A 24,891-nucleotide genomic window follows, 5' to 3' on the forward strand; every position below is an offset into this window, starting at 1 on the left:
CCTAAAACAAGCGGTCAAATTCATTCAAAATGTTACAAATAACCAAGATCTAAAACCCAATCGCTCTTCTCTAGATTTATTCGGTTTTATATCTTTTAAGCGAGGTGAACTATGCCTTTCCAAATCGGCGAAAAGGATTTCCTACTCAATGGAAAACCGTTCAAAATCCTGTCAGGTGCAGTACATTATTTTCGTATCGTGCCGGAATACTGGTACAAAACGCTCTATAACCTAAAGGCAATGGGGTGTAACACGGTGGAAACCTATGTGCCGTGGAACTTACATCAGCCACAGCCTGATCAATTTAACTTCAGCAAGCGGGCAGATTTAGTCAAATTTTTGCAAACAGCAAAAGATCTAGGGTTGTACGTTATTCTTCGCCCAACACCTTATATCTGTGCGGAATGGGAGTTTGGCGGATTGCCTGCGTGGTTGCTCAATATTCCAAATATCCGCTTACGCCAAAACGATCCGCTGTTTATCGCTGAAATCGACCGCTATTTTCAAGAACTGCTTCCACGCATTGCCCCTTACCAAATTACCCAAGGCGGTAATATTCTAATGATGCAAATCGAGAACGAATACGGCTCGTTCGGCAATGATAAAAACTACCTAAGAGCTATTCGGGCGTTGATGTTAATTCACGGGGTGAACGTACCGCTTTTCACGTCAGACGGTGCGTGGCAGAACGCCTTAGAAGCAGGGGCGTTGATCGAAGATGATATTTTGCCGACGGGGAACTTCGGCTCTCGTTCCAATGAAAATTTAGATGAGTTGCAACGTTATATTGATAAGCACGGCAAATCTTACCCGTTGATGTGTATGGAATTTTGGGACGGTTGGTTTAACCGTTGGAAAGAGCCTGTGATCCGCCGTGATGCTCAAGATTTAGCGGACTGCACCAAAGAGCTACTCGAACGGGCAAGTATCAATTTCTATATGTTCCAAGGCGGAACGAATTTTGGCTTTTGGAACGGCTGTTCCGCACGGTTAGACACCGATTTACCGCAAGTAACCAGCTACGACTATGATGCCCCTGTTCACGAATGGGGTGAACCGTCAGAGAAATTCTACCTGCTACAAAAAGTGCTAGGGCAGTATCCTGATGCCAGCCCGATTGTCGATCCGATTTTGCCAAATATCACCGCTTACCCACCGCTTGCAGTGCAAAATGAAGTCTCGTTGTTTGGTACCTTAGACACAATCAGTGAATGCTATGAAAGCCCGTTCACTCAAACAATGGAACAGCTAGGGCATTACTACGGCTATCTGCTTTATCGAGCCAAACCGACAGCATATAGCGGTGAGATCAAGCTGAGAATTTACCAAGGCAGAGATCGCATTCAGATTTTCAACGATAAACAAAAAGTTGCCACCCAGTATCAACACGAGATCGGCAATGAAGTGATGTTACAGACACCAAATGGCGAGTTCCAACTTGATCTATTAGTGGAAAATATGGGACGAGTGAATTACGGCGGTAAGCTACTTGCAGCGACACAGCATAAAGGGATCGGGGCAGGAGCTGTGCTTGATCTGCATTTTCACACAGGCTGGCAACAGTATGCGATTGATTTTGACCGCTTGGAAGAGATTGATTTTGATGGCGAAAAAGACAGCCAAACGCCTTCGTTCTATCAATTTAAGTTACACCTAGACCAAGAACCGCAAGATACCTTTATTGATACCCGTGAGTTCGGCAAGGGGGTAATTGTGGTAAATGGTGAGAATTTAGGACGTTACTGGAATGAAGGCCCAACCTGTTATCTCTATCTGCCTGCACCGTTACTGCACAAAGGCGAGAATGAGATTATCGTCTTTGAAACGGAAGGGGTGAAGATCGATAGCTTAACATTTAGCGATAAGCCGATTTATAAAGAGTTGAATACGAAGAACTTATAAAGCCGTAGGGACACACTGCGTGTGTCCGTTGTGTATCAATATGTTTATTTTTGGACACACGCAGTGTGTCCCTACATCATAAATGATAAAAAAGGAGCAACTATGAGCTTAATTTTAATCAGTCACGGAGAGTTTGCGGAAGGCTTACTGGATACTGCCGAAATGATTTTAGGCAAAATCGACAATGCTCAAACCGTCTGCTTATATCCACACGAAGGCAATGAAGATTTCCAAGTGAAATTTGAGCAAGCATTGGCGAATGCAAGCGGTGAGATTGTGGTTTTTTGCGACATTATGGGCGGCACGCCGTGTAATGTGGCAATGCGTTACTTGCCGAAATTATCAGGGTTATATAGCGGAATGAATTTACCGATGGTGATTAGCTATGTGAGTGAAGAAGGCACGGACGGCTTACTGGAAAATGCCAAAGAACAAATTCACGATGTGGCTCAACAACTTAAAAACTTAGCGTTAGGCGATGATGAATAGGAGTAGTAGTATGTCTAAACAAGATTTAATGAAAAAACTTTGCACCAAAGAGGGCATTATTGCTGCTCTTGCGATTGACCAACGTGGTGCGTTACGCCGAATGATGGGCGATGATATTACCGCTCAGCAGGTCAGCGAATTTAAAACTTTGATCTCTCAAGAATTAACCCCCTATGCGTCGTCGATCTTACTTGATCCAGAATTTGGCTGGGTGGCTTCAGAGAAACGTGATGCAAATTGCGGATTAATTATGGCATACGAAAAAACAGGCTATGATAAAACCGCTGTGGGTCGTTTCCCTGATTTGATTGATGATGTGTCCGTCTATCGCTTAAAAGAAAAAGGGGCGGAAGCGGTTAAATTGTTGATCTATTTTGACATTGATGAACCACACGAAATTAACGATCGCAAAGCTGCCTTTGTTGAACGTGTTGCTTCGGAATGTAATGCGGAACAAATTCCGTTGTTCTTAGAAATTTTAACCTACGATGGCTCAAACGAAGATAAAGTCTATAACGCCAAAGTGAAACCGCGCAAAGTGATTGAAGCGATGAAGTTCTTTGCGGACAAACGTTTTGGGGTAGATGTGTTGAAAGTGGAAGTGCCTGTGGTGATGAGCTATGTGGAAGGCTTTACTGACAGTGAAGTGCTTTACAGCCAAGCAGAAGCGGCGGAATTCTTTAAAGAGCAAAGCGAAGCAACAGATCTGCCGTTTATTTTCTTAAGTGCAGGCGTTTCAGCCAAACTGTTCCAACAAACCCTTGAATTTGCTCACCAAGCAGGCAGTCAATTTAACGGCGTACTGTGCGGACGTGCCACTTGGGCAGGCGGTGCAGAAGCCTATAAAGCCGAAGGTGTTGAAGCCGCTCGCCAGTGGCTTAAAACACAGGGTAAACAGAATATCAGTGAGTTGCTCGAAGTGTTAGAACGCACGGCAACGCCGATTAAGTAGAAAAGTAAATTGCCCCTTTTGAGTATAGAAAGGGGCAATCTATTTTAAACGTGAGGTTTACATTCAGGTAGTGTACCTTCAATTTCAAAGAGTACATCACCATCTTTAAAGAAGACATAGCCCCCATTTTTCATTTTTGTCCAGTTCTCATTTTTTGTGAGAGGCTGGGTTGTAATAATGGTGACTTTATCACTTTCTTCCGTATATTCACGGAAATCAATCATTACATCATCATCACGCAATGCCGTGCCGAATGGGGCTTTGCGACAGATATAATGTAAGTTTGTTGAGCAACGTGCGATCATCCAGTGCCCATTGGAAAGAATAAAATTAAATACGCCGTGTTTAGCGATTTCACTGGCAATATCTACAATTGCGTCAAAAATCTCTTTTTCACTTGGTTTCTGTGGAAAACGTTGTTTTAGGCTGGCAACTATACAGCAAAATGCGGCTTCAGAGTCCGTTGAGCCTATAGGCTGATAGTGATTATTCGGGCAAACTTTGACATCAACCGTGCCGTTGTGGGCGAACACCCAGTTTTCACCCCAAATTTCGCGGATAAATGGGTGGGTATTTTCTAAATTGACATCGCCACAGGTTGCTTTACGGATATGGGCGATAACGTTAAAGGATTTAATTCGATATTGACTGACGAGATCTGCCATTGGTGATGAGGCACCTGGGCGATTGTCTCTAAAAATACGCACACCTTTGCCTTCAAAAAAGGCAATGCCGAAGCCGTCGGTATGGTGGTCGGTTAAGCCTGCACGCCGTCGAAATCCTTCAAATGAGAAAGTAATATCGGTCGGCGTATTACAATTCATTCCTAATAATTGACACATAATTTACTTCTTTATTTACTTCAAAAAAATATAAAAATCCCACCGCTTGTTATCATTAACAAGCGGTGGGATTTAAGCGAAATTTGACAAAAAATTCAATAGGAAAATTATATTTTATTGATCTTAATTCGCCTCTTTTTTAATTAATGAGAGTAAAAAGAGTGTTCCTGCACAAACAACCACTGAAGGTCCTGCTGGTGTATCTTTGAGGGCAGAGAGTAATAATCCGCCACTGACCGATAATATGCTTAATCCGATGGCGTAAATAACCATTGTTTCAGGGGTTTTGGCAAAGCGTCTTGCGGTTGCAGAGGGGATAATCAGTAGTGAGGTGATGATTAAAGCCCCGACAAATTTCATACTTAATGCAATGGTTAATGCGGTGAGCAACATTAATAAGAGGCGTAGGCGTGCGACATTTAGACCTTCAATTTGAGCTAATTCAGGGCTGACTGTGATGGCGAGTAGCTTTTTCCAATACAGAGCCAGTAGTGTCGCAATGCCGATAACCCCGATGCTGATAAAGAGTACGTCGTTAAAACCAATTGCAAGAAGATCACCAAATAGGTAGGACATTAAATCAACACGAACATTGTCTAATAGGCTGATGGTGATAACGCCTAAGGATAAACTGCAATGGGCGATAATGCCTAATAGGGTATCGACTGAGTGAGTAGAGTGCTGTTCTAACCAGACGAGGCAAAAGGCGAGTATGACGGTCATTAGAATAACAGCAATATAGGGATCGATTTGTAGGAAAATTCCTAATGCAACCCCAAGTAATGCGGAGTGAGAGAGGGTATCACCAAAATATGCCATTTTTCGCCAGACGACAAAAGCTCCAAGCGGTGCGGTGATGAAGGTTAAAAATACGCCTGCTAACCACGCAGGAAATAAAATCTCAAACATATTGCCTCAATTAGTGATGTCCGTTACAACGACATACATTGCCTTGTAAGTCGTGATGGTGATTATGGTGATGAGAATAAAATGCCACGTTTTTCGCAAATTGATCGCCAAAGAAGTGGATAAAACTTGGGTCACTTGAAATTTTTTCAGGTGTACCAGCACAGCAGATATGGCGATTAACGCATAGTACTTCGTCCGTATTTGCCATTACAATGTTTAAATCGTGAGAAACCATTAAAATAGCACAGTTTAACCATTCACGAGTTTTATTTAATAGTTGATAGAGTTCCGTTTGCCCTGTAATATCCACCCCTTGCATTGGTTCATCTAAGACAAGCAGTTGTGGACGGTCTAAAATTGCACGGGCAAGCAGTACTCGTTGTAACTCACCGCCAGATAATTTTTGCATACTATGCTTAGCAAGGTGAGTGATTGAAAATAGGGACAATGCTTCATCTATCAAGGGTTTAGTGCTGTTAGGCTTGAGAGATAGAAATTTTTCAACGGTAATGGGAATAGAGTGATCCAGATGCAATTTTTGTGGCACATAGCCAATTTTTAGCTGTGGTTGGTGAATAACCTCCCCTGATGTTGCTGGCTGTAATTTCAGCAATACTTTTAATAGGGTAGATTTACCCCCCCCATTAGGACCAACGATAGTTGTGATAGAATTGGGGTAGATGTTTAAATGAATATTTTCAAGGGCAACTTGTGTACCAAAATTAACATTAATCGCTTTCAGTTGCACAAGGGGCTTCGTTAAATTGTGGATCGGCTTAATTTGCTTGATCTGCATAACATTAATAAATTTAAGGATTTAAGGATTTAAAATTAGCGGATTTTTTGCTGTTTTACAAGAAAGCTATGGGAATTTTTTGCCCATTCCTTTGTCTATAATAAGTTAGCATAGAAGAAATTATTTAGGATAGAATTTTGCAACACGTTATTTTTGCTAGAGATCGGCGTCGTAAGAAGAATAGAACTAAGGCATTTGTGTTTTTGGTGATTATATTATCTATCTTTATCGGTATCGCTTTAACCTTAAAAAGACCGAGTTCAAATTCTTCAGAGGCTCAAGAAATCCCGATTACGTTGGCTACTCAGTCGTTGCCTGAAGTTTCAACAGGATTATCTCATGGTGAGCCTAAGTATATCAGCATTGATTTTACTGCCTCTGCTAAAGAGGAACAGGAACAAGTGAATGCCGAGCCTGTTGATGAAAATGCAACCTCTTATGAAGATGAGTTAAGTGATGTTGATGATGAAGTAGAAGGTCAGTCTGCGGTTGTACCTGAAAGTGAAAAATTATCAGAAGAAGCAGAAAGTGTGTTAGAAGATCTGCTAGATATTGCAGATCAAGCATTACGTATCCAAAATCAGTTTAGTTATATCGTAACTCAAGGCGATCAGCTAAAAGATGTACTAGAGCAGTCAGGATTAACACATGCTACAGCAAAAGCCTTAGAAAAAACTTTTCCACAGTTAGCCGAGCTTAAAGTTGGGCAACAGTTCTACTGGATTTTAGACAATAACGGTGAGCTGGAATATATGAACTGGCTTATCTCAGAAAAAGAAGAGAAAATTTTTGAGCGTAAAGCACAAGATCAATTTGCAGTACAAACTATTCAGAAAAAAGGTGTTTGGCAACAAGATGTGATTAAAGGCACCATTGATGGTAGTTTTAGTGCCAGCTTAAAGGCGGTAGGTTTATCTCAACGTCAAATTAATCAGTTAGCTAACGGTCTGCAATGGCAAATTTCCACCAATAAATTGAAAAAAGGCGATAAATTTGCAATTTTAGTGAAGCGTGAGTATATCAATGGTAAGGTTACTGATTTAGGTAATGTTGAAGCTATTCATATCATCAGTGGCAAGAAAAGTTATTATGCCATTCAAGCTGATAATGGACGTTATTATAACCGTCACGGTGAAACGTTAGGTAAAGGATTTGCTCGTTACCCATTGCCATTTACACCAAGAGTTTCATCACATTTTAATCCTCGTCGCTTACATCCAGTAACAAGACGAGTTGCTCCTCACAAAGGTGTTGATTTTGCTGTACGAAGCGGTACGCCGATTATTGCCCCTGCAGATGGTGTTGTTGAACATATCGCTTACCAAGCAAACGGTGCTGGTCGTTATATTAAAGTCCGCCATGGGGGACAATATACTACGGTATATATGCACTTAAGCCGATCGTTAGTTAAAGTTGGGCAAAGTGTGAAAAAAGGACAGCGTATTGCGTTGTCTGGAAATACAGGACGTTCAACAGGTGCACATTTGCATTATGAATTTCATATCAATGGGCGACCGGTTAATCCAATGACAGTAAAATTGCCTGGTATAGGATCTGGTATGCCAGATAAAGAACGTAAAGCATTCTTAGTGAAAGCACGGAATATTGAAACAAAACTTAAACTCTAGAAGGATTTATAATGAAAAAAATTCTATTGACCCTAATTAGCCTTGCAATCTTAGGTTCGGCACAGGCGAATGATAAAAACTTACAGCAACAACTTGAGAAAATTGGGGCAACTAATGTGAAATTGTCAGAATCTGCCTTGCCAGGTTTTAAAACAGCGATTTCCGATCAAGGTGTTGTGCAAATTAGCAATGATGGACGCTATGTAATACACGGGCAGATTTTTGAATTAAAAGATGGCAAAGTTACTGATATTACTAATCGTGCATTACTCGCAGAACTTAATAGTCTAGCAAAAGAGATGATTGTGTATCCTGCGAAAAATGAAAAACACGTTGTCACTGTGTTTATGGATATTACTTGCCATTATTGTCATTTATTGCACTCAAAGATCAAAGAATATAATGATTTAGGCATTACTATTCGTTATTTAGCTTTCCCTCGTGGCGGTATGAATACTGAAACTGCAAAACAGATGGAAGCAATTTGGACAGAAAAAGATCCAGTCTTTGCGTTAAACGAAGCAGAGAAAGGTAACTTACCAAAACAGGTAAAAACGCCAAATATGGTGAAAAAACATTATGAGCTTGGGATTAAATTTGGGGTTACAGGTACGCCAAATATGGTCACAAAAGAAGGAGAGTTAATCGCTGGTTATGTTGAGCCAAAAGAGTTACTCAAAATGTTAAGTCACTAACCCTTAATTTAAACTACAAGCGGATAGGTTTTATTCTGACATCCTCCCCGCCCCAAGAGGCGGGAATTCCTAAGTGTAAATTTTAAACGTATTTAAAGACCTATAATTTCATCGTTTGAATACTGATAAAAATTGACCATGCATTAGCTTCTTGAAAGCTGCTCCTCCCCCAATAGATTTCATAATTTTGTGATCTCTTTCACATTTTCTCTTGAAATCCCCTTGACAATCCCAATTTATGGTTACGTCAAGCGAGAGTAATCTCGAAGTCAGAACATTAATAAACAGAATTTAGGGGAAACCTATGAATATTGATAAATTTACCAGCAAATTCCAATCTGCAATTGCCGATGCACAATCTTTAGCCGTTGGCAAAGATAATCCTTATATTGAACCAGCACATTTAATGCTTGCGTTGTTAAAGCAAAATGATGGTTCAATTACACCGCTTGTTACCAGTTTAAATGTGCAACCGAACCGTTTAAGCAGTGAACTTGATGGCATTATCAGCCGCTTGCCGCAGGTGCAAGGGGGCAATACTCAGCCGTCGCAACAACTTTTTCGCTTGTTAAATCAATGCGATAAATTGTCGCAACAGTTTGGCGATAGCTTTATTTCATCAGAGCTATTTGTGCTTGCGGCACTTGAAGATAATGGTGATTTAGGCAAGTTATTGAAAAACTTAGGTTTAACCAAAGAGAAAGTGACAGCCGCTATTCAACAAATTCGTGGAGGGGAGAGTGTGAATAATCAAAATGCAGAAGAAAAGAGACAAGCATTACAAAAATATACCATTGATTTAACCGAGCGAGCTAAGGTAGGCAAACTTGATCCTGTGATTGGACGTGATGAAGAGATCCGCCGTACAGTGCAAGTATTGCAACGCCGTACTAAAAATAATCCAGTGCTTATCGGTGAACCAGGTGTGGGGAAAACGGCGATTGTCGAAGGTTTAGCACAGCGTATCGTCAATGGCGAAGTGCCTGAAGGTCTAAAAAACAAACGTGTACTTTCCTTAGATATGGGGGCTTTGATTGCAGGAGCAAAATACCGCGGTGAGTTTGAAGAGCGTTTGAAAGCGGTATTGAATGAGCTTGCTAAAGAAGAGGGGCAAGTGATCCTGTTTATTGATGAAATTCATACGATGGTCGGTGCAGGTAAAACCGATGGAGCGATGGACGCAGGTAACTTGTTGAAACCGTCCCTTGCTCGTGGCGAGTTGCATTGTGTCGGGGCGACAACTTTAGATGAATATCGTCAATATATTGAAAAAGATGCAGCACTGGAGCGTCGTTTCCAAAAAGTGTTGGTTGATGAGCCGACGGTTGAAGATACCATTGCGATTTTGCGTGGTTTGAAAGAACGTTACGAAATTCACCACCACGTTCAAATTACGGATCCTGCAATTGTCGCAGCTGCAACCCTTTCGCACCGCTATATTTCCGATCGTCAGTTACCCGATAAAGCGATTGACTTAATTGATGAAGCAGCGTCGAGCTTGCGTATGGAAATCGACTCTAAACCAGAGCCGTTAGACAAACTTGAACGCCGTATTATTCAGTTGAAATTAGAGCGTCAAGCGTTGCAAAAAGAAGAAGACGAAGCTAGCCGTCAGCGTCTTGCAAAATTAGACGAGGATCTGACCGCTCGTGAACGTGAATATGCGGAACTGGAAGAAGTATGGAAAGCAGAAAAATCCGCTCTGTTAGGCACGCAACACATTAAAACCGAGTTGGAAAATGCCCGAATTGAAATGGATCAGGCTCGCCGTGAGAATAACTTTGAGAAAATGTCGGAGTTGCAATACGGAAAAATCCCAGCCCTTGAAAAACAGTTACAAGAAGCAGTAAAACGTGAAGAAGAGGGCGGTGAAAATCATCTACTTCGCACCAAAGTGACCGATGAAGAAATTGCCGAAGTGCTTTCTAAAGCCTCAGGTATCCCTGTATCCAAAATGATGGAAGGGGAAAAAGAGAAACTATTACGAATGGAAGAGGTGCTACATAAACGGGTCATCGGTCAAAGTGAAGCCGTTGATGCAGTGGCAAATGCGATCCGTCGTAGTCGTGCAGGCTTGTCTGATCCAAATCGCCCTATCGGTTCATTCCTATTCTTAGGGCCGACAGGCGTAGGGAAAACAGAGCTTTGCAAAACATTAGCCAACTTCCTATTTGACGATCAAGATGCGATGGTGCGGATCGATATGTCCGAATTTATGGAAAAACACAGCGTATCTCGCTTAGTTGGCGCACCTCCAGGATATGTCGGCTATGAAGAAGGCGGATACTTAACCGAAGCAGTTCGCCGTCGTCCATATTCGGTTGTATTGCTCGATGAAGTAGAAAAAGCACACCCAGATGTATTCAACATTTTATTGCAGGTGCTTGATGATGGTCGTTTAACTGACGGACAAGGTCGTACGGTGGATTTCCGTAATACGGTCGTAATTATGACATCAAACTTAGGTTCGCACTTAATTCAAGAGAATGCGGAAAATATGAGTTACGATGAAATGAAAACTATCGTGATGAATGTGGTTGGGCAACATTTCCGCCCTGAATTTATCAACCGTATTGATGAAACTGTGGTATTCCACCCATTAGATAAAGAAAATATCCGTGCGATTGCAAGAATACAGCTTGAACGTCTAATTAAACGTATGGCGGAGCGTGGCTATGAAGTGACGGTGACCGATGCGGCAGTTGATCATGTCGGCGAAGCAGGCTTTGATCCACTCTTTGGGGCAAGACCGCTTAAACGTGCAATTCAGCAAGAGCTTGAAAACACCTTGGCACAGCAAATTCTCTCTGGCAAATTGTTGCCGAATAGTCCTGTGACAGTGGATTATCAAGAAGGAAGGGTTGTGGCAGTTCAGTAAAAGAGTAAGAGCGTATAGATACGCCCTTTGTTTTGTGAAATACATTGACTTTTCTATGATTTCTCGCTAATTTGTGGGCGTTTTTAACACAAAAACTATTTATTTACAGGAGATTCTATGCAAGATCGTTTAGTCACTTCCACAAGAAGTGAATCCCTTCTTAGCACACATAAAGTATTACGTAATACTTATTTCTTACTCGCGTTAACGCTTGTATTTTCGGCAGTGGTTGCATCTGTCACAATGACACTTAATTTACCACGTTTACCTTGGTGGGGAATGTTAGTCGGTTTTTATGGCTTACTTTTCTTAACCAATGCAACGGCAAATAGTGCAGCAGGGTTAGCAAGTGTTTTTGCGTTAACGGGTTTCTTAGGTTATAGCTTGGGTCCAATTTTAAATGCTTATATCAGCAATGGCTTAGGCGATGTGGTTGCATTGGCTTTAGGGGCGACTGCGTTGGTATTCTTTAGCTGTTCTGCTTATGTATTAACTACTAAACGTGATATGTCTTTCTTATCGGGTATGATGATTGCGTTGTTCGTGGTGTTATTAGTGGGTATTGTGGCAAATATCTTCTTAGCAATGCCCGCGTTAAGTTTAGCGATCAGTGCATTATTTGTAGTGTTCTCAACGGCTGCAATTTTATATTCAACTAGCAACATTATCCACGGCGGTGAAACAAACTATATCCGTGCAACCGTTGATTTATATGTGTCTATCTACAACCTATTTGTGAGCTTATTACAGCTTTTAGGAGTATTTAGTAGTGATGACTAAATAAATTTAGCTCATTGGATTCATTAAAAATAGTTATAAGGGGACGCTAATTTAGTCCCCTTAATCATCAATGCGCCTCGTCCCAGTTGCCTCCAACCCCAACTTCTGCAATCAATGGCACTTTAAGCTCAATCGCTTTTTCCATTTCAGCTTTAATCAGTTGGGTGTAATGCTCTACTCTGTCGGCTTTGACTTCAAAGACTAATTCATCGTGTACTTGCATAATCATTGCAATATCTTCGCAATTTCGCACCGCTTGATCGATCCCGATCATTGCCACTTTGATAATATCTGCCGCCGTGCCTTGCATTGGGGCGTTGATGGCAACACGTTCCGCCGCTTTGCGTCGCATTTGGTTGCTCGAGTTAATTTCAGGCAAATATAAACGGCGACCAAATAGCGTTTCAACATAGCCTTTTTCAGCGGCTTTTTCACGAATATCTAACATAAACTGTTGCACCGCTGGATAACGCTGGAAGTAAAGTTCCATATATTTTTTCGCATCGGTACGAGAAATGCCCAGTTGATTTGCCAAGCCAAATTCAGACATTCCGTAAATCAAGCCGAAGTTAATCGCCTTAGCACTACGGCGTTGTTCACTGGTTACGGCTTCCAACGGCACGCCAAAAATTTCCGCCGCCGTGGAACGGTGAATGTCTTTACCTTCGGCAAAGGCTTTGATCATATTTGCATCATTGGCAAGATGAGCCATTATGCGTAACTCAATTTGCGAATAGTCCGCCGCCAAAATCACATAGCCATCATGGGCGATAAAGGCTTGACGAATACGTCTGCCCTGCTCGTTGCGGATCGGAATATTTTGTAAATTCGGATCGCTTGATGAAAGTCGTCCTGTTGCCGTGACCGCTTGATGATATGAAGTATGCACTCGTCCTGTTTGGGCGTTAATCATCTGTGGAAGTTTATCGGTATAGGTTGATTTCAATTTGCTCAAGCCACGATGTTCCATCAACAGAACAGGCACTTGGTGTCCCATTTGAGCCAATTCTTCCAACACTTCTTCGTTGGTTGATGGCGCACCTTTCGGGGTTTTCTTTAAAATCGGTAAGCCGAGTTTGTTAAATAAAATCTCTTGCAGTTGCTTGGTAGAAGCAAGGTTAAACACTTCTCCTGCTTCTTGGTGTACAAGGGTTTCAAGCTCTTTTAAACGCTGTTCGATCTCAACTGAATGTGCCAACAGTTTGGCAGGATCGATTAATACGCCGTTTCGTTCCACACGAGAAAGTACGCTCACCAACGGCATTTCGATTTGTTCAAACAATTTCACTAATTCAGGCGTTTTTTGTAGTTCAGACCATAAGAGTTGATGCAATTTCATTGTAATTTCGGCATCTTCCCCTGCATATTCTGTTGCTTTATTCAGTTCAATTTGATCGAACGTAAGCTGATGTTTGCCCTTGCCTGCCAATTCTTCAAAAGGAATAGTTTGATGTCCCAAATAACGCTCTGCCAAATTGTCCATATTGTGACGACCTGTGCTGTCTAGGGTGTAAGATTGCAACATCGTATCAAAGGCAACCCCTTGTAGCTCAATGCCGTGGCGTGCAAAAATCGTTAAATCGTATTTGATATTCTGCCCGATTTTGCGGATATTTGGGTTCTCTAAAATCGGTTTTAATTGTGCCAAACAGTCCGCTTTGTTCAACTGGTTAGGCAGTAACGCTTCGACTTCATCGAGTTCTGCTTCACTTTCACCAAACAGATCCACTTGGGTCGGCTGTGTAATTTTGCCTTTATGTGCCAACGGAATGTAGCACGCTTCGCCATTTTCTAAACCAAACGAAATCCCGACTAAATTTGCTTGCATTGCATCTAAATTGTCTGTTTCGGTATCCACCGCCACAAGCTGTGCCATTTGCAATTTTGCCAGCCATTTGGTAAAGAGTTCAGGGCTGTTCACGCAATCGTAAGCGGTGCGATCTATCTCGACTTTTGCAAAAGGTGCAGATTTTTGTTCGGCACTGACCGCTTGTGTGGCTTGATAATTGTTCGGAATTTTCTCTGCTGACGTTTGTGTCACAGGGTTTGCGTCATTCATCACTTCGTTCAGCCAACGCTTAAATTCATAACGACCAAAGAGTTCTACCAGTTGATCTCGCTGTTGTGGTTGAGTAACAAGCTGATCGTAAGTGACATCAAGGGCAACATCGGTTTTGATTGTCGCTAATAGATAAGAGAGATCGGCTGTTTCTTTTTCTGCTTCCAGTTTCGGTGCAAAGGTTTTTGCCCCACGAAATGATAACTCTGCAACTTTGTCTAAATTTGCATAAATCGCTTGCATTGAGCCAATACCTTGCAACAACGCAATCGCTGTTTTCTCACCAACACCTTTTACCCCTGGAATATTATCGGACGAGTCGCCCAATAAGGCTAAATAGTCGATAATCAACTCAGGCGGAATGCCATATTTTTCAATCACCCCTTCACGATCTAACAAGGTATTGTTCATCGTGTTAATCAGCATAATATGATCGTTCACCAGTTGAGCCATATCCTTATCGCCCGTACTGATTAAAACGTGCTTACCTGCTTGTGAAGCCTGCACTGCAAGCGTTCCAATTACATCATCAGCTTCCACCCCTTCAATCGACAACAGCGGAATACCCAATGCTTTAATCATTGCGTGCAAAGGTTGGATCTGCGAACGAAGCTCATCGGGCATCGGCGGACGGTGGGATTTATACTGTTCAAACAGCTCATCACGGAAAGTTTTCCCTCTCGCATCAAACACGACAGCAATATGGCTTGGTTCAACCTGTGCAATCAGGCTTTTTAACATATTCAACACGCCATACATCGCCCCTGTTGGCTCACCTTGTTTGTTAGTTAAAGGGGGAAATGCGTGGAATGCACGATATAAATAGGACGAACCGTCCACTAAAACGAGCGGATTTTTTGCAATTGTTGCCATTTGAATTCTCTTTGATCTAAATAATTTGGGCTATTATAGCGAAAGTGGGGGGATTAAAGAAAAAGTTTTGAGAAATTATGTCTATCCATATTTTTCCCCAAAACGCTCCCCATACAATAGGGGACTTTACGATTTACATCAAACCATTACGATTCTATTAACATCGGTAATTCTGACATACTCACTAATTTATAATCAGCCAAAGCCCAGCGAGGGTCGTCCCATTCCGATTTTTCAGGAATAACAACGGTTTTCATACTCGCTGCTTTACCTGAAATCATACCTAAAACCGAATCTTCTACGGCAAAACAAGCAGATGTTGGAACGCCAAGTTGTTTTGCTGCGTGTAAATATACAGCGGGGTGTGGCTTGTTGTACTCCAATTCCTCAGCAAAAGCTAAATAATCAAAATATTCAGCTATACCACAGCTATCAACAATGCCTTGTAGCATATTTCTTGGTGAAGCCGAAGCAACTGCGATTTTAATCCCCCATTGTTTTAAGGTAGATAAAACATCTTTCACATTTGGCATTAACGGCTTCGCTTCAAGCACCTTTCCAACTACATATGCCATCAACTCTTCTATTAACTGAGTACGGCTCTTTTCTTTTTCGCCATATTTTTGCAGCACATAATCAACAAGCGTACCAACTGGTGACCCTGTAAGAGTCATCATTTCAGCTAAGGTTACAGGAAATTGGTTTTGTTGAAAAAATTCAGTACTTGCTTGATACCAAATAGGTTGGGAATCAATTAACGTACCGTCCATATCAAAAATTACAGCTTCGATCATTTTACATTCTTCCGTTATTGATTATTACAAGTGCTTCCCCTAAAACAAAGCAATCACTGTATCCTACATGCTCTTCACCTTTGAAATATAATTGGCAATTCATTCCTATTCAGATAAATAGACAGAAACTAAGTTATATCCCCAATTTTTCCTTATAATGCAAACGGCATACAGAAAGATAGCTATCGTTTCCACCAATTTGGATTTGATCTCCATCTTTTACCGCTTCGCCTTTCTCATTCATACGAATAACAAAACCTGCTTTATGCCCACAATAACAGATGGTTTTAAGTTCTTCGAGCTGATCTGCCCAAGCCAGTAAATAGCGGCTGCCCTCAAATAATTCAGATTGGAAATCGGTGCGTAAGCCGTAACAAAGCACAGGGATTTTTAATTTATCGACCACTTCAGTCAGTTGATAAACCTGTTGCTTGGTAAGAAATTGTGCTTCATCAATCAGAATACAGTGCAATTTTTCATCGGCAATGTAAGCGGTGATTTCATCAAATAAATTGCTATCATTTTTGAACAAGCGAGCGTCTTGTGAAATACCAATTCGAGAGGACACTTTCCCTACGCCATAACGATCATCTATCGCCGCAGTATAAACAAGGGTATTCATTCCTCGTTCTTGATAGTTGTAAGATGATTGAAGTAAAGTTGTGGATTTCCCTGCATTCATCGCAGAGTAATAAAAATAGAGTTTCGCCATAATAAATGATGCAATAAAAAACGGCTAATCAAAATATTAGCCGTTTATTCAAAAAAGATTAAACGTTGTCGATTTGACCTAACAGAGAGCGTAAACGATCTTGGAAGTTTTGATGTTCGGTTTTTAATTGCTCGTGTTCTTGACGTAGAGTTTCGCTTGAACGATTTGCTTCCTCGTTTTTACCTTTTAACTCTTCAACTTCTAATTGAAGTAATTGAATGGTTTCAACAGCCTGTTTAATTTTTTCTTCAAGTTGGTCTAAAATTGCGACTGACATAATATGTTCCTCTAGTGAGTAATAATGAAAGTGTAAAGATTTTACCTTACTTAGAAGAAATTTTCATTATAAAGTTCGGAGTTATAGATAAAAAAGCACACTGTTAGACATAAACTTTTTGTAACTTTCTCAATTAGGGGTAGTATATGTCTATCAAAAATTAGATATTAGATTAGTGGTAAAGTAGCTTGTAGGGTGGGTCTTGACCCACCATATAATCGTAACATATTGATTTTATTGATGGATTAAAACCTACCCTACAATATTTAACCTATTAATATATGGTTTGTTAGCGGTCTAGTACCTAGTACGGAGATGAGATGAAATGAAAATTGAGAAGAAAAGTAATGAGGCAATTATTGAGCCAATTGAAGATAATTGGAATTGGTTAGATGAATTGGGAGAGCCAGATCCTACGTTTAATTATCAACATATCAAAGAATTTAAACCTGTACCATTATTAAACTACGAAGATTGGTTAGCTGAAGATAAAAAAATCCCCTAACAAGTTGTCAGGGGATTGAGGGATTATTTTACACGAGAAACATATTCGCCTGAACGGGTATCCACACGGATCACTTCGCCGATTTGAACGAAAAGTGGAACACGAACAACTGCACCTGTGCTTAATGTCGCAGGTTTACCACCAGTACCAGCAGTATCACCTTTTAAGCCTGGATCGGTTTCGATAACTTCTAATTCAACGAAGTTTGGTGGAGTAACGCCGATTGCAGAGCCGTTCCATAATGTGATGATACATTCTGCTTGATCAACCAACCATTTGTCGTTGTCGCCCAATGCTTTTGCATCTACAGAAATTTGCTCGAACGTTTCTGGGTGCATAAAGTACCAGAAATCTTCATCTTTATAAGAGTAAGTGTAGTTGTAATCTACAACGTCTGCTGCTTCAACGGTTGAGCCTGATTTGAAGTTGATCTCTAATACTTTACCAGATATTAATTTACGGATTTTAGTACGGGTAAATGCTTGACCTTTACCTGGTTTTACGAATTCGTTTTCAACGATAACGCAAGGTTCACCATCTTGGATAAATTTTAAACCTGGTTTGAAATCATTAGTGCTGTAACTAGCCATTGTGATCCTCAGAATTTAGATAAAAAGTAACGCCCAAAGGGCTAAGATATAAAAAGGCATATATAATACACTAAAAATGGCAGGCAAAAAATTAAAATTTTTCTTAAGTATGGCGGATAAAGCCGTTTCAGGTATAATTCACCTTTTCAATCAATGAGGAAATAAAATGAAAAAAGCAGTGTTAATGGGCTTAGTTCTTGCCCTTAGCGTTTCAACCGTTCAGGCGAAAAAAGCAGGTAGAATGAAATTTTCTTCAAGCAAAAAAACACCCGCAACGGTTCAGCAATCTACAACACAACAAAAAGCTGATGCGGACTTTAATAATACGCCAAATCAAGCAATGCCAAATGCTGGTGCTGCTCAACAGGCGCAGGGCAACCGGTTAGGCAATTTTGTGACAGGGGCGGCGGCAGGTTACTTATTAAGTGAAGCACTTTCCCCAACGGAAGCACAGGCTCAAACACCAGCGACCAATCCAACAGAGCAATTAACCAAACAGGTACAACAAGTGCCAGCGGTGCCGACCTTTAAAGCGATTGATCCACAAAACGACCCTTACCTTATTGAAAAAACACCAGGTTATTTGCGTTATTGCTTAAACGGTGTGCAATATATGGTGGGAACCAATAACAGCCAATTACCACCAACATTGATGGTAGATAAAACCAACGCACCAGTGCAGTGTGTGATTAGCCAGTAAATCAACAAAAAATGAAATTATGTAGCACTGAGTAGGGACACACTGAGTGTGTCCGCAAGATATTAATTAAATCAAAAATATTGGTAACGGACACGCTCAGCGTGTCCCTACTGAATATGGAAAGTTTGTGTATTTGCTACATAATATCAATAAAAACAAAAGGGGTAAATTTGAACATCTTATTTTACGACGCACCAACAAAAGCACAATGGTTACAAGATCTGGCTGAAGCCTTTAATCGACCAGAAGATTTATTGCATTACCTTGAGCTAGACATTGCAGATTTCGAGCAAGATCTTACCGCTCGTAAACTGTTTGCGTTAAGAGTGCCACGCCCCTTTGCTGAAAAAATGAAAAAGGGGGATCGGGCAGATCCCCTTTTTTTACAAGCGATCACATTACAAGAAGAATTTACCAATGTTGATGGCTTTGTCCAAGACCCACTGGAAGAACAGCATTCGCCTGCCCCTAACATTTTACATAAATATCATAACCGCTTGTTATTTATGGTAAAAAATAGCTGTGCGATTAACTGTCGCTACTGTTTCCGTCGCCATTTTCCTTATGATGAAGTTAAAAGTGGCAAAGCAACGTGGCAGAAAAGCCTCGACTATATAAAAGCGCATTCCGAAGTGGAAGAAGTGATCTTATCAGGGGGCGATCCCTTGATGGCAAAAGACCACGAAATTGACTGGATTTTCACCCAACTAGAGCAGATTTCCCATATCAACATCGTACGTATTCACAGCCGTTTACCTGTGGTCATTCCCAACCGTATTACAGACGAATTGTGTGAAAGGCTATCACAAAGCCGTTTGAAGGTCGTGTTAGTGACGCATATCAATCACGCCAACGAAATAGACGAAATCTTTGCAGAAAAAATGCAGAAGCTAAAACAAAGCAATGTCGTGTTGCTCAACCAATCTGTCTTGCTCAAAGGGATCAACGACAACGCCCAAACACTCAAAGTCTTGAGTGATAAATTATTTCGCTATGGCATTTTACCCTATTATTTGCACCTATTAGACAAAGTGGCAGGGGCGAGCCATTTTTATATTGAAGATAGCAGAGCCTTTGAAATTTATCGTGAATTGCAACGCATTACATCGGGTTACTTAGTGCCGAAATTAGCACGAGAAATGGCGAAAGAGCCGAATAAGACATTGATGGGTATCTCTGCTTAATTGATATTCAGTTCCTTAATCGCTCAATCTCTTTACTAAATTCTTCTACATCATCAAAACTTAAATAAACTGACGCAAATCGAATATAAGCGACTTTATCTAAGGACTTTAATTCACCTAACACCAAGTCTCCGACAAATTTACTAGCAACTTCCCTTTCCCCTGTGGCTTGAAGTTGTAACACAATGCAGTGGATCGCTTGCTCAACATCATCGGTACTCACGGGACGCTTTTCTAATGCACGAGATAAACTGGTTCTTAATTTACGTTCATCAAAAGGTTCTCGGCTACCATTATTTTTAACAATATGCGGAATGAGTAATTCAGCACTTTCAAAGGTTGTAAAACGTTCTTTACAGACAGGGCATTCTCGTCTGCGACGAATTTGGTAGCCATCTGCGGTTAAACGTGAATCTACAACTTTGGTATCATCAGTAGCACAAAACGGACAACGCATTATTTTAACCCTTTTTATCTTGCTACAAATTCAGCGTATAAATTTTCAGGGGGTGGAGGCATTTGCAAATAGAACCCTTCATTTTGGATTTTTTGCAAAACTTCTTGATTATCTACCCGCTTGAGCTGCTTTTCACCTGCTAAATTAAACAGCATTACAAACTCAGGTTTACCAAAAATTTGGCGAAGTTCTAGAGGTACGGACTCAAATTTATCCCGTTTTTCCACATAAAGATACATTCCTTCTTTTTTGGGGCTTTTATAAATTGCACATAACATCTTATTCGTCCTCTAGTCTGTAGCTACCTTCGTAATTGGTGAAACGTGAATATTGTCCTTGGAAACCTAACGGCACTCGTCCGATTGGACCATTACGCTGTTTACCAATGATGATCTCCGCCATTCCTTTTGTATCTGGATTATCGTGATAAACCTCATCACGATAAATAAACATAATTAAGTCTGCATCTTGTTCAATCGATCCCGATTCGCGCAAATCCGAGTTTACAGGGCGTTTATCTGAACGTTGTTCTAAACTACGGTTGAGCTGAGAAAGTGCCACTACCGGTACTTGTAACTCTTTAGCTAAGGCTTTCAGTGAGCGAGAAATTTCCGCAATTTCAAGGGTTCGGTTATCCGCAAATCCAGGAGCGCGCATTAATTGTAGATAGTCCACCATAATTAAACTTAATCCACCGTTTTCCTTGTACACACGTCTCGCGCGTGAACGTAATTCCGTTGGGGTTAAACCTGAACTATCATCAATATAAATATTACCTCTGGATTGCAACACTCCCACTGTACTACCAACCCTAGACATTTCCTCATCATCTAGTTGCCCTGTACGAATACGCGTTTGATCGACCGTTGAAAGCGAAGCAAACATACGCATCATAATTTGATCTGCTGGCATCTCAAGGCTGAAAATCAGCACAGGCTTATTCGGTTGCTTAACTTTATTGCCGTTCTCATCTTCGACCTCAACATCACCCATTGCTGCATTTTCACACAAATTCATCGCAAATGTTGTTTTCCCCATTGATGGACGGGCTGCTACAATAATTAAATCTGAAGGCTGAAGCCCTGCCGTTTTTCGATCTAAGGCAGCAAAGCCCGTTGATATACCTGTTACACCGCTGTTATTTTGAGAACGAGAAAGTAATTCTATGCGAGCTAAAGTTTCCATTAAAATATCATCAATTTTTTTCGGTCCTTCGTCAGTTGCAGTTCGCATCTCTGCGATATGGAAAACCGTTCTTTCCGCTTCATCTAAGACTTCTTTAACCGTCAATCCCTTAGGATTGTAGCTGATTTCTGCAATTTTATTACCCGCAGCAATCAATTCACGACGAATAGCCCGTTCACTAACAATCTCTGCATAAGCTAAAATATTCGCCGCACTTGGGGTATTTTTAGATAGTTCCGCAAGATAGGCAAAACCGCCTATATCTTGCAATATGCCTTTATTTTTAAGCACTTGATCAAGTGTGATAATATCAATAGGCTGATTGTTACGAGATAATGAAGCCATTTCTTCAAAAATCAGACGATGAGCGTGATTGTAAAAATCGGTACTCTGAACACGCTCAGCAACGCCGTCCCAGTACTCATTACTCAGCATTATCCCGCCTAATACCGCTTGCTCTGCTTCAATTGAGTGAGGGGCAATGTTTATCTGTTCAATCTGTTTATCTTTTTGAGGATCTTTATTTTTTTGATATTCAGCCATTGATGAAACTCTTTTCAGGGAAATGATAAAAAGGTAGTTTACCGAATTTGCCAAAAATTTTCAGCTGGTTTAGCCCGTACAAAAATAGCGAGACACAAAATTTGTTAATAATCTACTTCAACTACACTAATTTCATTATTTAATAGTAATCATAGAACCAAAGTTAAAGCACTGAAACCACAGATCTACTTGTGAAAAACCTGCTTCTTTTAGGCGTGCTTTATGTGTATCAATACTATCTGTCCTCATCACATTCTCAAGGGCTGTACGCTTTTGGCTTACTTCAAGCTCACTATAGCCATTTGCACGTTTAAACGTGTGGTGCAAATCAATAAGAAGTTCATTTATTGTGTTATCTTCAAAAGTAAATTTTTCCGATAACACCAACACACCATTTGGATTTAACCCATGATAAATTTTACGTAAAAGAGCAAGCCTGTCTTCTCTTGGCAAAAATTGCAACGTGAAATTTAGGACAACCATTGATGCATTTTTAATCTCAATATGACGAATATCATCACATAAAATTTCCACAGGAATATCCGAATGATAGGCTTCCAAATGACGACGGCAGCGTTCTACCATAGGTTCAGAATTATCCACACCAATAATTCTTACTCCAGCTTTTTCCACATTACGCCGAATCGATAAAATCCCAGCCCCGCGAGAACAACCTAAATCATAGACATTTGACTGATCAGTCACAAAACGAGAAGCAAGCATACCAATCGCTGTAATGATATTAGAATAACCCGGCACAGAACGTTGAATCATATCTGGAAAAACCTCCGCAACAGATTCATCAAAAGTGAAATCCCCTAATTTCTCAATAGGGGCTGAAAATAGAGCATCTTTAGACATAAACAATATTATTGATAATAAATGGTGTATTCTACTCGCAATTTATAAAGATTGTAGAAAATAATTTATTTAGCAACATTCCTAATTTAGTGAATACGTATAAGTACGATATAAAAATGCGCAAATCAGGATAAATAACATCACAATAATTTGAATTAATCTCTTTTTAGTCAATTTCTCTGCCGCCATTTTCACTCCAAATCTAAATAAATCTTGTTCATTATTCCCTAAAAAAATGTTAAAATTTGCCTTAAATCAAATTTTAGGATGGTTGCGTATGAAAATTGTATCTGATTTTAAAGCAAATGGAAGAACAGCCTGCACAATTCACTGTCAAAATTGCAGTATTAGTCAATTATGTTTACCTTTTACTCTCAATGAACACGAATTAACTCAATTAGATAATATCATTGAGCGTAAGAAACCTGTGCAAAAATCACAAATCATCTTTCAGTCAGGTGATGAGCTCAAGTCTATCTACGCAATCCGTTCAGGCACAATTAAAAGCTATACCATCAGTGAAAATGGTGAAGAGCAAATCACCGCTTTCCATTTACCGGGCGATTTAGTTGGCTTTGATGCGATTATGGATATGAAACATATCGGTTTTGCTCAGGCTCTTGAAACGTCAATGATCTGCGAAATTCCTTTTGATATTTTAGATGATTTAGCTGGCAAAATGCCAAAAATCCGCCATCAGATTATGCGTTTGATGAGTCATGAAATCAAAAGCGATCAAGAGATGATTTTGTTGCTTTCTAAAATGAGTGCGGAAGAAAAACTTGCGGCGTTTATTTACAATCTTTCACAGCGTTATGCCGCACGCGGTTTTTCAGCAAGAGAATTTCGCTTAACAATGACCCGTGGTGATATTGGAAATTACTTAGGTTTAACCATTGAAACTATCAGTCGCTTGCTTGGTCGACTCCAGAAAAATGGCATCATAACGGTACAAGGTAAATATATTACCATTAATCATATGGATGAATTAAGTGAAATGGCTGGTGTTACAAAACCTAAACTGTCCCATTGCAATCCAAACTTATAATTCTTTACATACTACTTATCTTGACGTTCCCCCCGTACCTTACGGACAGGATTGAAAAAAATACTCTTCTATCTTAAAAAGATAATTTATGCCCTAGTCTCCGATCTGTGAGAATGAATACCAGGGCTCATCTCCAATGAAAATATCCCTTCCTTCTATAAAGAAGATCAATTCGATAATTTGATATTAAAGAGCCATTTATCTACCAAACGCTTCCCTTCCTCGCTTGACCCAAAACGAGCATAATCTACATCAACCAATTTCACGCCGTCCAATTTAGGTGATTGTGGAGCAACTTCTGCTTTCACATTGGTTGGTGTTTGATAAAGTCCGTGGTCACGCCAAGGAATTTCTTGAACCTCTTTAGATAGAACCCAATCCATAAATAATTTCGCATTATCAAGGTTTCTCGCACCTTTAATAATACTTGCAGCCCCTAAAGCATAGCCTACCCCATCTTTAGGTAACACATAATCAACTGGCGCACCTTTCTCTTTTTCTGAAGCATAGCCATGAGCAAAGCCAACTGTCACAGCACTTTCCCCACGAGAAAGGTTCGAGGTCACTAAGGTGCTTTTCACATATTGAGAAATGTTACCATCTAATTTTTTCAAATACTCAAAGGCTTTTTCCTCGCCCATTAATTGAATAAGCGTAATCATCGTGGTATACATTGTCCCTGAACTGCGAGGATCGGCTAATTGCACTTCACCTTTTAAGCGAGGATCAAGCAAATCTGCCCATTTTTTCGGAGCTTCAACGCCTAACTGTTTTAATTTTTCGGTATTAATACCAAAACCAAGCACCATCAAATACGCAATCGAGGTATATTTACCTGCTTCGCTCTCTTGCAATGCTTTAAATTGAGGTAAAACCTCCGCTTGCAAAGGTGAACGATAGGCTTCTAATAGCCCCATCTGCCCTGCTTGGAAATGTGGCTCAATAGTACCGCCATACCAAATATCCGCTTGTGGATTATCTTTTTCCGCTTTCAGCTTACCTAAAATTGTTCCTGTTCCACCGTGAATAAACTGAGTTTCCACATTATATTTTTGTGAAAAACGTTTCGTCAGATCTTCACATACTTTATTTTGGACGCCACAGTAAACTGTCAGCTTTCCTTCAGCCTGAGCATTATTAGCTACAAAGACTAATGGTGAAAGTAGAAAAAGGCTTGAAAACCATTTTTTTAATTGCAATTTTTTCATTTGTTTCACATTCCTGATGTTTAA

At 40.4% G+C, this 24,891-nt stretch carries 24 protein-coding genes; 11 read left to right on the plus strand and 13 right to left on the minus strand.

Annotated elements, in window-relative coordinates:
• Positions 1–111 precede the first annotated feature (111 nt).
• The 3 genes from B0183_RS00515 to lacD all read left to right on the plus strand — a co-directional run bounded on the left by B0183_RS00515 (position 112) and on the right by lacD (position 3,343).
• A complete protein-coding gene (locus tag B0183_RS00515) occupies positions 112–1,902 on the plus strand; it encodes a glycoside hydrolase family 35 protein (RefSeq protein ID WP_078208169.1) in 1,791 nt (596 codons plus the stop codon).
• Positions 1,903–2,004: 102 nt separating this feature from the next.
• The gene (locus B0183_RS00520; RefSeq protein WP_021110506.1) at positions 2,005–2,391 is read left to right on the plus strand and encodes a PTS sugar transporter subunit IIA; all 387 of its coding nucleotides are present in this window, start codon (positions 2,005–2,007) and stop codon (positions 2,389–2,391) included.
• Positions 2,392–2,401: 10 nt separating this feature from the next.
• Entirely contained in the window at positions 2,402–3,343 is a 942-nt protein-coding gene (gene lacD / locus B0183_RS00525) for a tagatose-bisphosphate aldolase (protein ID WP_078208170.1), read from the plus strand.
• 44 nt (positions 3,344–3,387) lie between these two features.
• Here the strand turns inward: lacD and B0183_RS00530 are convergent, their stop codons facing one another.
• The 3 genes from B0183_RS00530 to znuC form a co-directional block, all read right to left on the minus strand.
• On the minus strand, positions 3,388–4,185 hold the full coding sequence (locus B0183_RS00530; RefSeq protein ID WP_021110569.1) for a class II glutamine amidotransferase: 798 nt from the start codon (positions 4,183–4,185) through the stop codon (positions 3,388–3,390).
• Between the two features lie 123 nt (positions 4,186–4,308).
• A complete protein-coding gene (gene znuB, locus B0183_RS00535; RefSeq protein ID WP_021113448.1) occupies positions 4,309–5,094 on the minus strand; it encodes a zinc ABC transporter permease subunit ZnuB in 786 nt (261 codons plus the stop codon).
• Between the two features lie 10 nt (positions 5,095–5,104).
• Positions 5,105–5,890 (minus strand): zinc ABC transporter ATP-binding protein ZnuC, encoded by a 786-nt coding sequence (znuC, locus tag B0183_RS00540; protein WP_021112231.1) that lies wholly within the window; start codon positions 5,888–5,890, stop codon positions 5,105–5,107.
• Positions 5,891–6,096: 206 nt separating this feature from the next.
• On the opposite strand from znuC, the gene mepM reads away from it, so the two are divergent.
• The 4 genes from mepM to B0183_RS00560 all read left to right on the plus strand — a co-directional run bounded on the left by mepM (position 6,097) and on the right by B0183_RS00560 (position 11,871).
• Positions 6,097–7,518, plus strand: a complete 1,422-nt coding sequence (gene mepM / locus B0183_RS00545; RefSeq protein WP_035495712.1) for a murein DD-endopeptidase MepM — start codon at positions 6,097–6,099, stop codon at positions 7,516–7,518.
• 11 nt (positions 7,519–7,529) lie between these two features.
• On the plus strand, positions 7,530–8,213 hold the full coding sequence (gene dsbC / locus B0183_RS00550) for a bifunctional protein-disulfide isomerase/oxidoreductase DsbC (RefSeq protein WP_021112250.1): 684 nt from the start codon (positions 7,530–7,532) through the stop codon (positions 8,211–8,213).
• Between the two features lie 304 nt (positions 8,214–8,517).
• On the plus strand, positions 8,518–11,091 hold the full coding sequence (gene clpB / locus B0183_RS00555; RefSeq protein WP_078208171.1) for an ATP-dependent chaperone ClpB: 2,574 nt from the start codon (positions 8,518–8,520) through the stop codon (positions 11,089–11,091).
• Positions 11,092–11,208: 117 nt separating this feature from the next.
• On the plus strand, positions 11,209–11,871 hold the full coding sequence (locus B0183_RS00560; RefSeq protein WP_010785792.1) for a Bax inhibitor-1 family protein: 663 nt from the start codon (positions 11,209–11,211) through the stop codon (positions 11,869–11,871).
• Between the two features lie 67 nt (positions 11,872–11,938).
• On the opposite strand, the gene polA is transcribed toward B0183_RS00560, so the two are convergent.
• From polA to zapB, 4 genes are all read right to left on the minus strand, one after another.
• Positions 11,939–14,803: a DNA polymerase I gene (gene polA, locus B0183_RS00565; protein ID WP_078208172.1), complete on the minus strand. Its 2,865-nt coding sequence runs from the start codon at positions 14,801–14,803 to the stop codon at positions 11,939–11,941.
• 146 nt (positions 14,804–14,949) lie between these two features.
• Positions 14,950–15,597, minus strand: coding sequence for a hexitol phosphatase HxpB (gene hxpB, locus B0183_RS00570; protein ID WP_026916708.1), 648 nt, complete (start codon positions 15,595–15,597; stop codon positions 14,950–14,952).
• A 133-nt stretch (positions 15,598–15,730) separates the two neighbouring features.
• Positions 15,731–16,309 (minus strand): thymidine kinase, encoded by a 579-nt coding sequence (locus tag B0183_RS00575; RefSeq protein WP_016528142.1) that lies wholly within the window; start codon positions 16,307–16,309, stop codon positions 15,731–15,733.
• A 58-nt stretch (positions 16,310–16,367) separates the two neighbouring features.
• Positions 16,368–16,586 (minus strand): cell division protein ZapB, encoded by a 219-nt coding sequence (zapB, locus tag B0183_RS00580; RefSeq protein WP_010785796.1) that lies wholly within the window; start codon positions 16,584–16,586, stop codon positions 16,368–16,370.
• Between the two features lie 325 nt (positions 16,587–16,911).
• On the opposite strand from zapB, the gene B0183_RS00585 reads away from it, so the two are divergent.
• Entirely contained in the window at positions 16,912–17,091 is a 180-nt protein-coding gene (locus tag B0183_RS00585) for a hypothetical protein (RefSeq protein ID WP_016528143.1), read from the plus strand.
• A 23-nt stretch (positions 17,092–17,114) separates the two neighbouring features.
• Here the strand turns inward: B0183_RS00585 and efp are convergent, their stop codons facing one another.
• Positions 17,115–17,681 (minus strand): elongation factor P, encoded by a 567-nt coding sequence (efp, locus tag B0183_RS00590; protein ID WP_016528144.1) that lies wholly within the window; start codon positions 17,679–17,681, stop codon positions 17,115–17,117.
• Positions 17,682–17,847: 166 nt separating this feature from the next.
• Here efp and B0183_RS00595 point away from each other — a divergent pair, with 166 nt between their 5' ends.
• The gene (locus B0183_RS00595; protein ID WP_021118058.1) at positions 17,848–18,381 is read left to right on the plus strand and encodes a hypothetical protein; all 534 of its coding nucleotides are present in this window, start codon (positions 17,848–17,850) and stop codon (positions 18,379–18,381) included.
• Positions 18,382–18,551: 170 nt separating this feature from the next.
• The gene (gene epmB, locus B0183_RS00600) at positions 18,552–19,565 is read left to right on the plus strand and encodes an EF-P beta-lysylation protein EpmB (RefSeq protein ID WP_078208173.1); all 1,014 of its coding nucleotides are present in this window, start codon (positions 18,552–18,554) and stop codon (positions 19,563–19,565) included.
• Between the two features lie 7 nt (positions 19,566–19,572).
• Here the strand turns inward: epmB and nrdR are convergent, their stop codons facing one another.
• The 4 genes from nrdR to cmoA all read right to left on the minus strand — a co-directional run bounded on the left by nrdR (position 19,573) and on the right by cmoA (position 22,611).
• Positions 19,573–20,022 carry a transcriptional regulator NrdR gene (gene nrdR / locus B0183_RS00605; protein WP_062923864.1) on the minus strand — a complete coding sequence of 150 codons (450 nt, stop codon included), beginning with the start codon at positions 20,020–20,022 and terminating at the stop codon, positions 19,573–19,575.
• Positions 20,023–20,036: 14 nt separating this feature from the next.
• The gene (locus B0183_RS00610) at positions 20,037–20,300 is read right to left on the minus strand and encodes a YcgL domain-containing protein (protein WP_078208174.1); all 264 of its coding nucleotides are present in this window, start codon (positions 20,298–20,300) and stop codon (positions 20,037–20,039) included.
• A 1-nt stretch (position 20,301) separates the two neighbouring features.
• Positions 20,302–21,750, minus strand: a complete 1,449-nt coding sequence (locus tag B0183_RS00615; RefSeq protein ID WP_005711286.1) for a replicative DNA helicase — start codon at positions 21,748–21,750, stop codon at positions 20,302–20,304.
• Between the two features lie 135 nt (positions 21,751–21,885).
• Positions 21,886–22,611 carry a carboxy-S-adenosyl-L-methionine synthase CmoA gene (gene cmoA, locus B0183_RS00620; protein ID WP_035494270.1) on the minus strand — a complete coding sequence of 242 codons (726 nt, stop codon included), beginning with the start codon at positions 22,609–22,611 and terminating at the stop codon, positions 21,886–21,888.
• Between the two features lie 277 nt (positions 22,612–22,888).
• Between cmoA and B0183_RS00625 the strand changes: the two genes are divergently transcribed.
• The gene (locus tag B0183_RS00625; protein WP_021110553.1) at positions 22,889–23,659 is read left to right on the plus strand and encodes an FNR family transcription factor; all 771 of its coding nucleotides are present in this window, start codon (positions 22,889–22,891) and stop codon (positions 23,657–23,659) included.
• A gap of 167 nt (positions 23,660–23,826) precedes the next feature.
• Here the strand turns inward: B0183_RS00625 and B0183_RS00630 are convergent, their stop codons facing one another.
• Positions 23,827–24,867 carry an ABC transporter substrate-binding protein gene (locus B0183_RS00630; protein WP_016528148.1) on the minus strand — a complete coding sequence of 347 codons (1,041 nt, stop codon included), beginning with the start codon at positions 24,865–24,867 and terminating at the stop codon, positions 23,827–23,829.
• Positions 24,868–24,891 lie beyond the last annotated feature (24 nt).

This window comes from Glaesserella parasuis (assembly GCF_002015085.1).
Taxonomy (GTDB): Bacteria; Pseudomonadota; Gammaproteobacteria; order Enterobacterales; family Pasteurellaceae; genus Glaesserella; species Glaesserella parasuis.

Bases quoted from the DNA above. Each gene is read 5' to 3' on its own strand.
- clpB (WP_078208171.1), top strand. From the start codon at position 8,518: ATGAATATTGATAAATTTACCAGCAAATTCCAATCTGCAATTGCCGAT.
- polA (WP_078208172.1), bottom strand. From the start codon at position 14,803: ATGGCAACAATTGCAAAAAATCCGCTCGTTTTAGTGGACGGTTCGTCC.
- B0183_RS00630 (WP_016528148.1), bottom strand. From the start codon at position 24,867: ATGAAAAAATTGCAATTAAAAAAATGGTTTTCAAGCCTTTTTCTACTT.
- cmoA (WP_035494270.1), bottom strand. From the start codon at position 22,611: ATGTCTAAAGATGCTCTATTTTCAGCCCCTATTGAGAAATTAGGGGAT.
- B0183_RS00625 (WP_021110553.1), top strand. From the start codon at position 22,889: ATGAAAATTGTATCTGATTTTAAAGCAAATGGAAGAACAGCCTGCACA.
- znuC (WP_021112231.1), bottom strand. From the start codon at position 5,890: ATGCAGATCAAGCAAATTAAGCCGATCCACAATTTAACGAAGCCCCTT.
- lacD (WP_078208170.1), top strand. From the start codon at position 2,402: ATGTCTAAACAAGATTTAATGAAAAAACTTTGCACCAAAGAGGGCATT.
- hxpB (WP_026916708.1), bottom strand. From the start codon at position 15,597: ATGATCGAAGCTGTAATTTTTGATATGGACGGTACGTTAATTGATTCC.
- B0183_RS00560 (WP_010785792.1), top strand. From the start codon at position 11,209: ATGCAAGATCGTTTAGTCACTTCCACAAGAAGTGAATCCCTTCTTAGC.
- B0183_RS00610 (WP_078208174.1), bottom strand. From the start codon at position 20,300: ATGTTATGTGCAATTTATAAAAGCCCCAAAAAAGAAGGAATGTATCTT.
- B0183_RS00585 (WP_016528143.1), top strand. From the start codon at position 16,912: ATGAAAATTGAGAAGAAAAGTAATGAGGCAATTATTGAGCCAATTGAA.
- B0183_RS00595 (WP_021118058.1), top strand. From the start codon at position 17,848: ATGAAAAAAGCAGTGTTAATGGGCTTAGTTCTTGCCCTTAGCGTTTCA.
- B0183_RS00575 (WP_016528142.1), bottom strand. From the start codon at position 16,309: ATGGCGAAACTCTATTTTTATTACTCTGCGATGAATGCAGGGAAATCC.
- B0183_RS00520 (WP_021110506.1), top strand. From the start codon at position 2,005: ATGAGCTTAATTTTAATCAGTCACGGAGAGTTTGCGGAAGGCTTACTG.
- zapB (WP_010785796.1), bottom strand. From the start codon at position 16,586: ATGTCAGTCGCAATTTTAGACCAACTTGAAGAAAAAATTAAACAGGCT.
- dsbC (WP_021112250.1), top strand. From the start codon at position 7,530: ATGAAAAAAATTCTATTGACCCTAATTAGCCTTGCAATCTTAGGTTCG.
- nrdR (WP_062923864.1), bottom strand. From the start codon at position 20,022: ATGCGTTGTCCGTTTTGTGCTACTGATGATACCAAAGTTGTAGATTCA.
- efp (WP_016528144.1), bottom strand. From the start codon at position 17,681: ATGGCTAGTTACAGCACTAATGATTTCAAACCAGGTTTAAAATTTATC.
- B0183_RS00515 (WP_078208169.1), top strand. From the start codon at position 112: ATGCCTTTCCAAATCGGCGAAAAGGATTTCCTACTCAATGGAAAACCG.
- B0183_RS00530 (WP_021110569.1), bottom strand. From the start codon at position 4,185: ATGTGTCAATTATTAGGAATGAATTGTAATACGCCGACCGATATTACT.
- znuB (WP_021113448.1), bottom strand. From the start codon at position 5,094: ATGTTTGAGATTTTATTTCCTGCGTGGTTAGCAGGCGTATTTTTAACC.
- B0183_RS00615 (WP_005711286.1), bottom strand. From the start codon at position 21,750: ATGGCTGAATATCAAAAAAATAAAGATCCTCAAAAAGATAAACAGATT.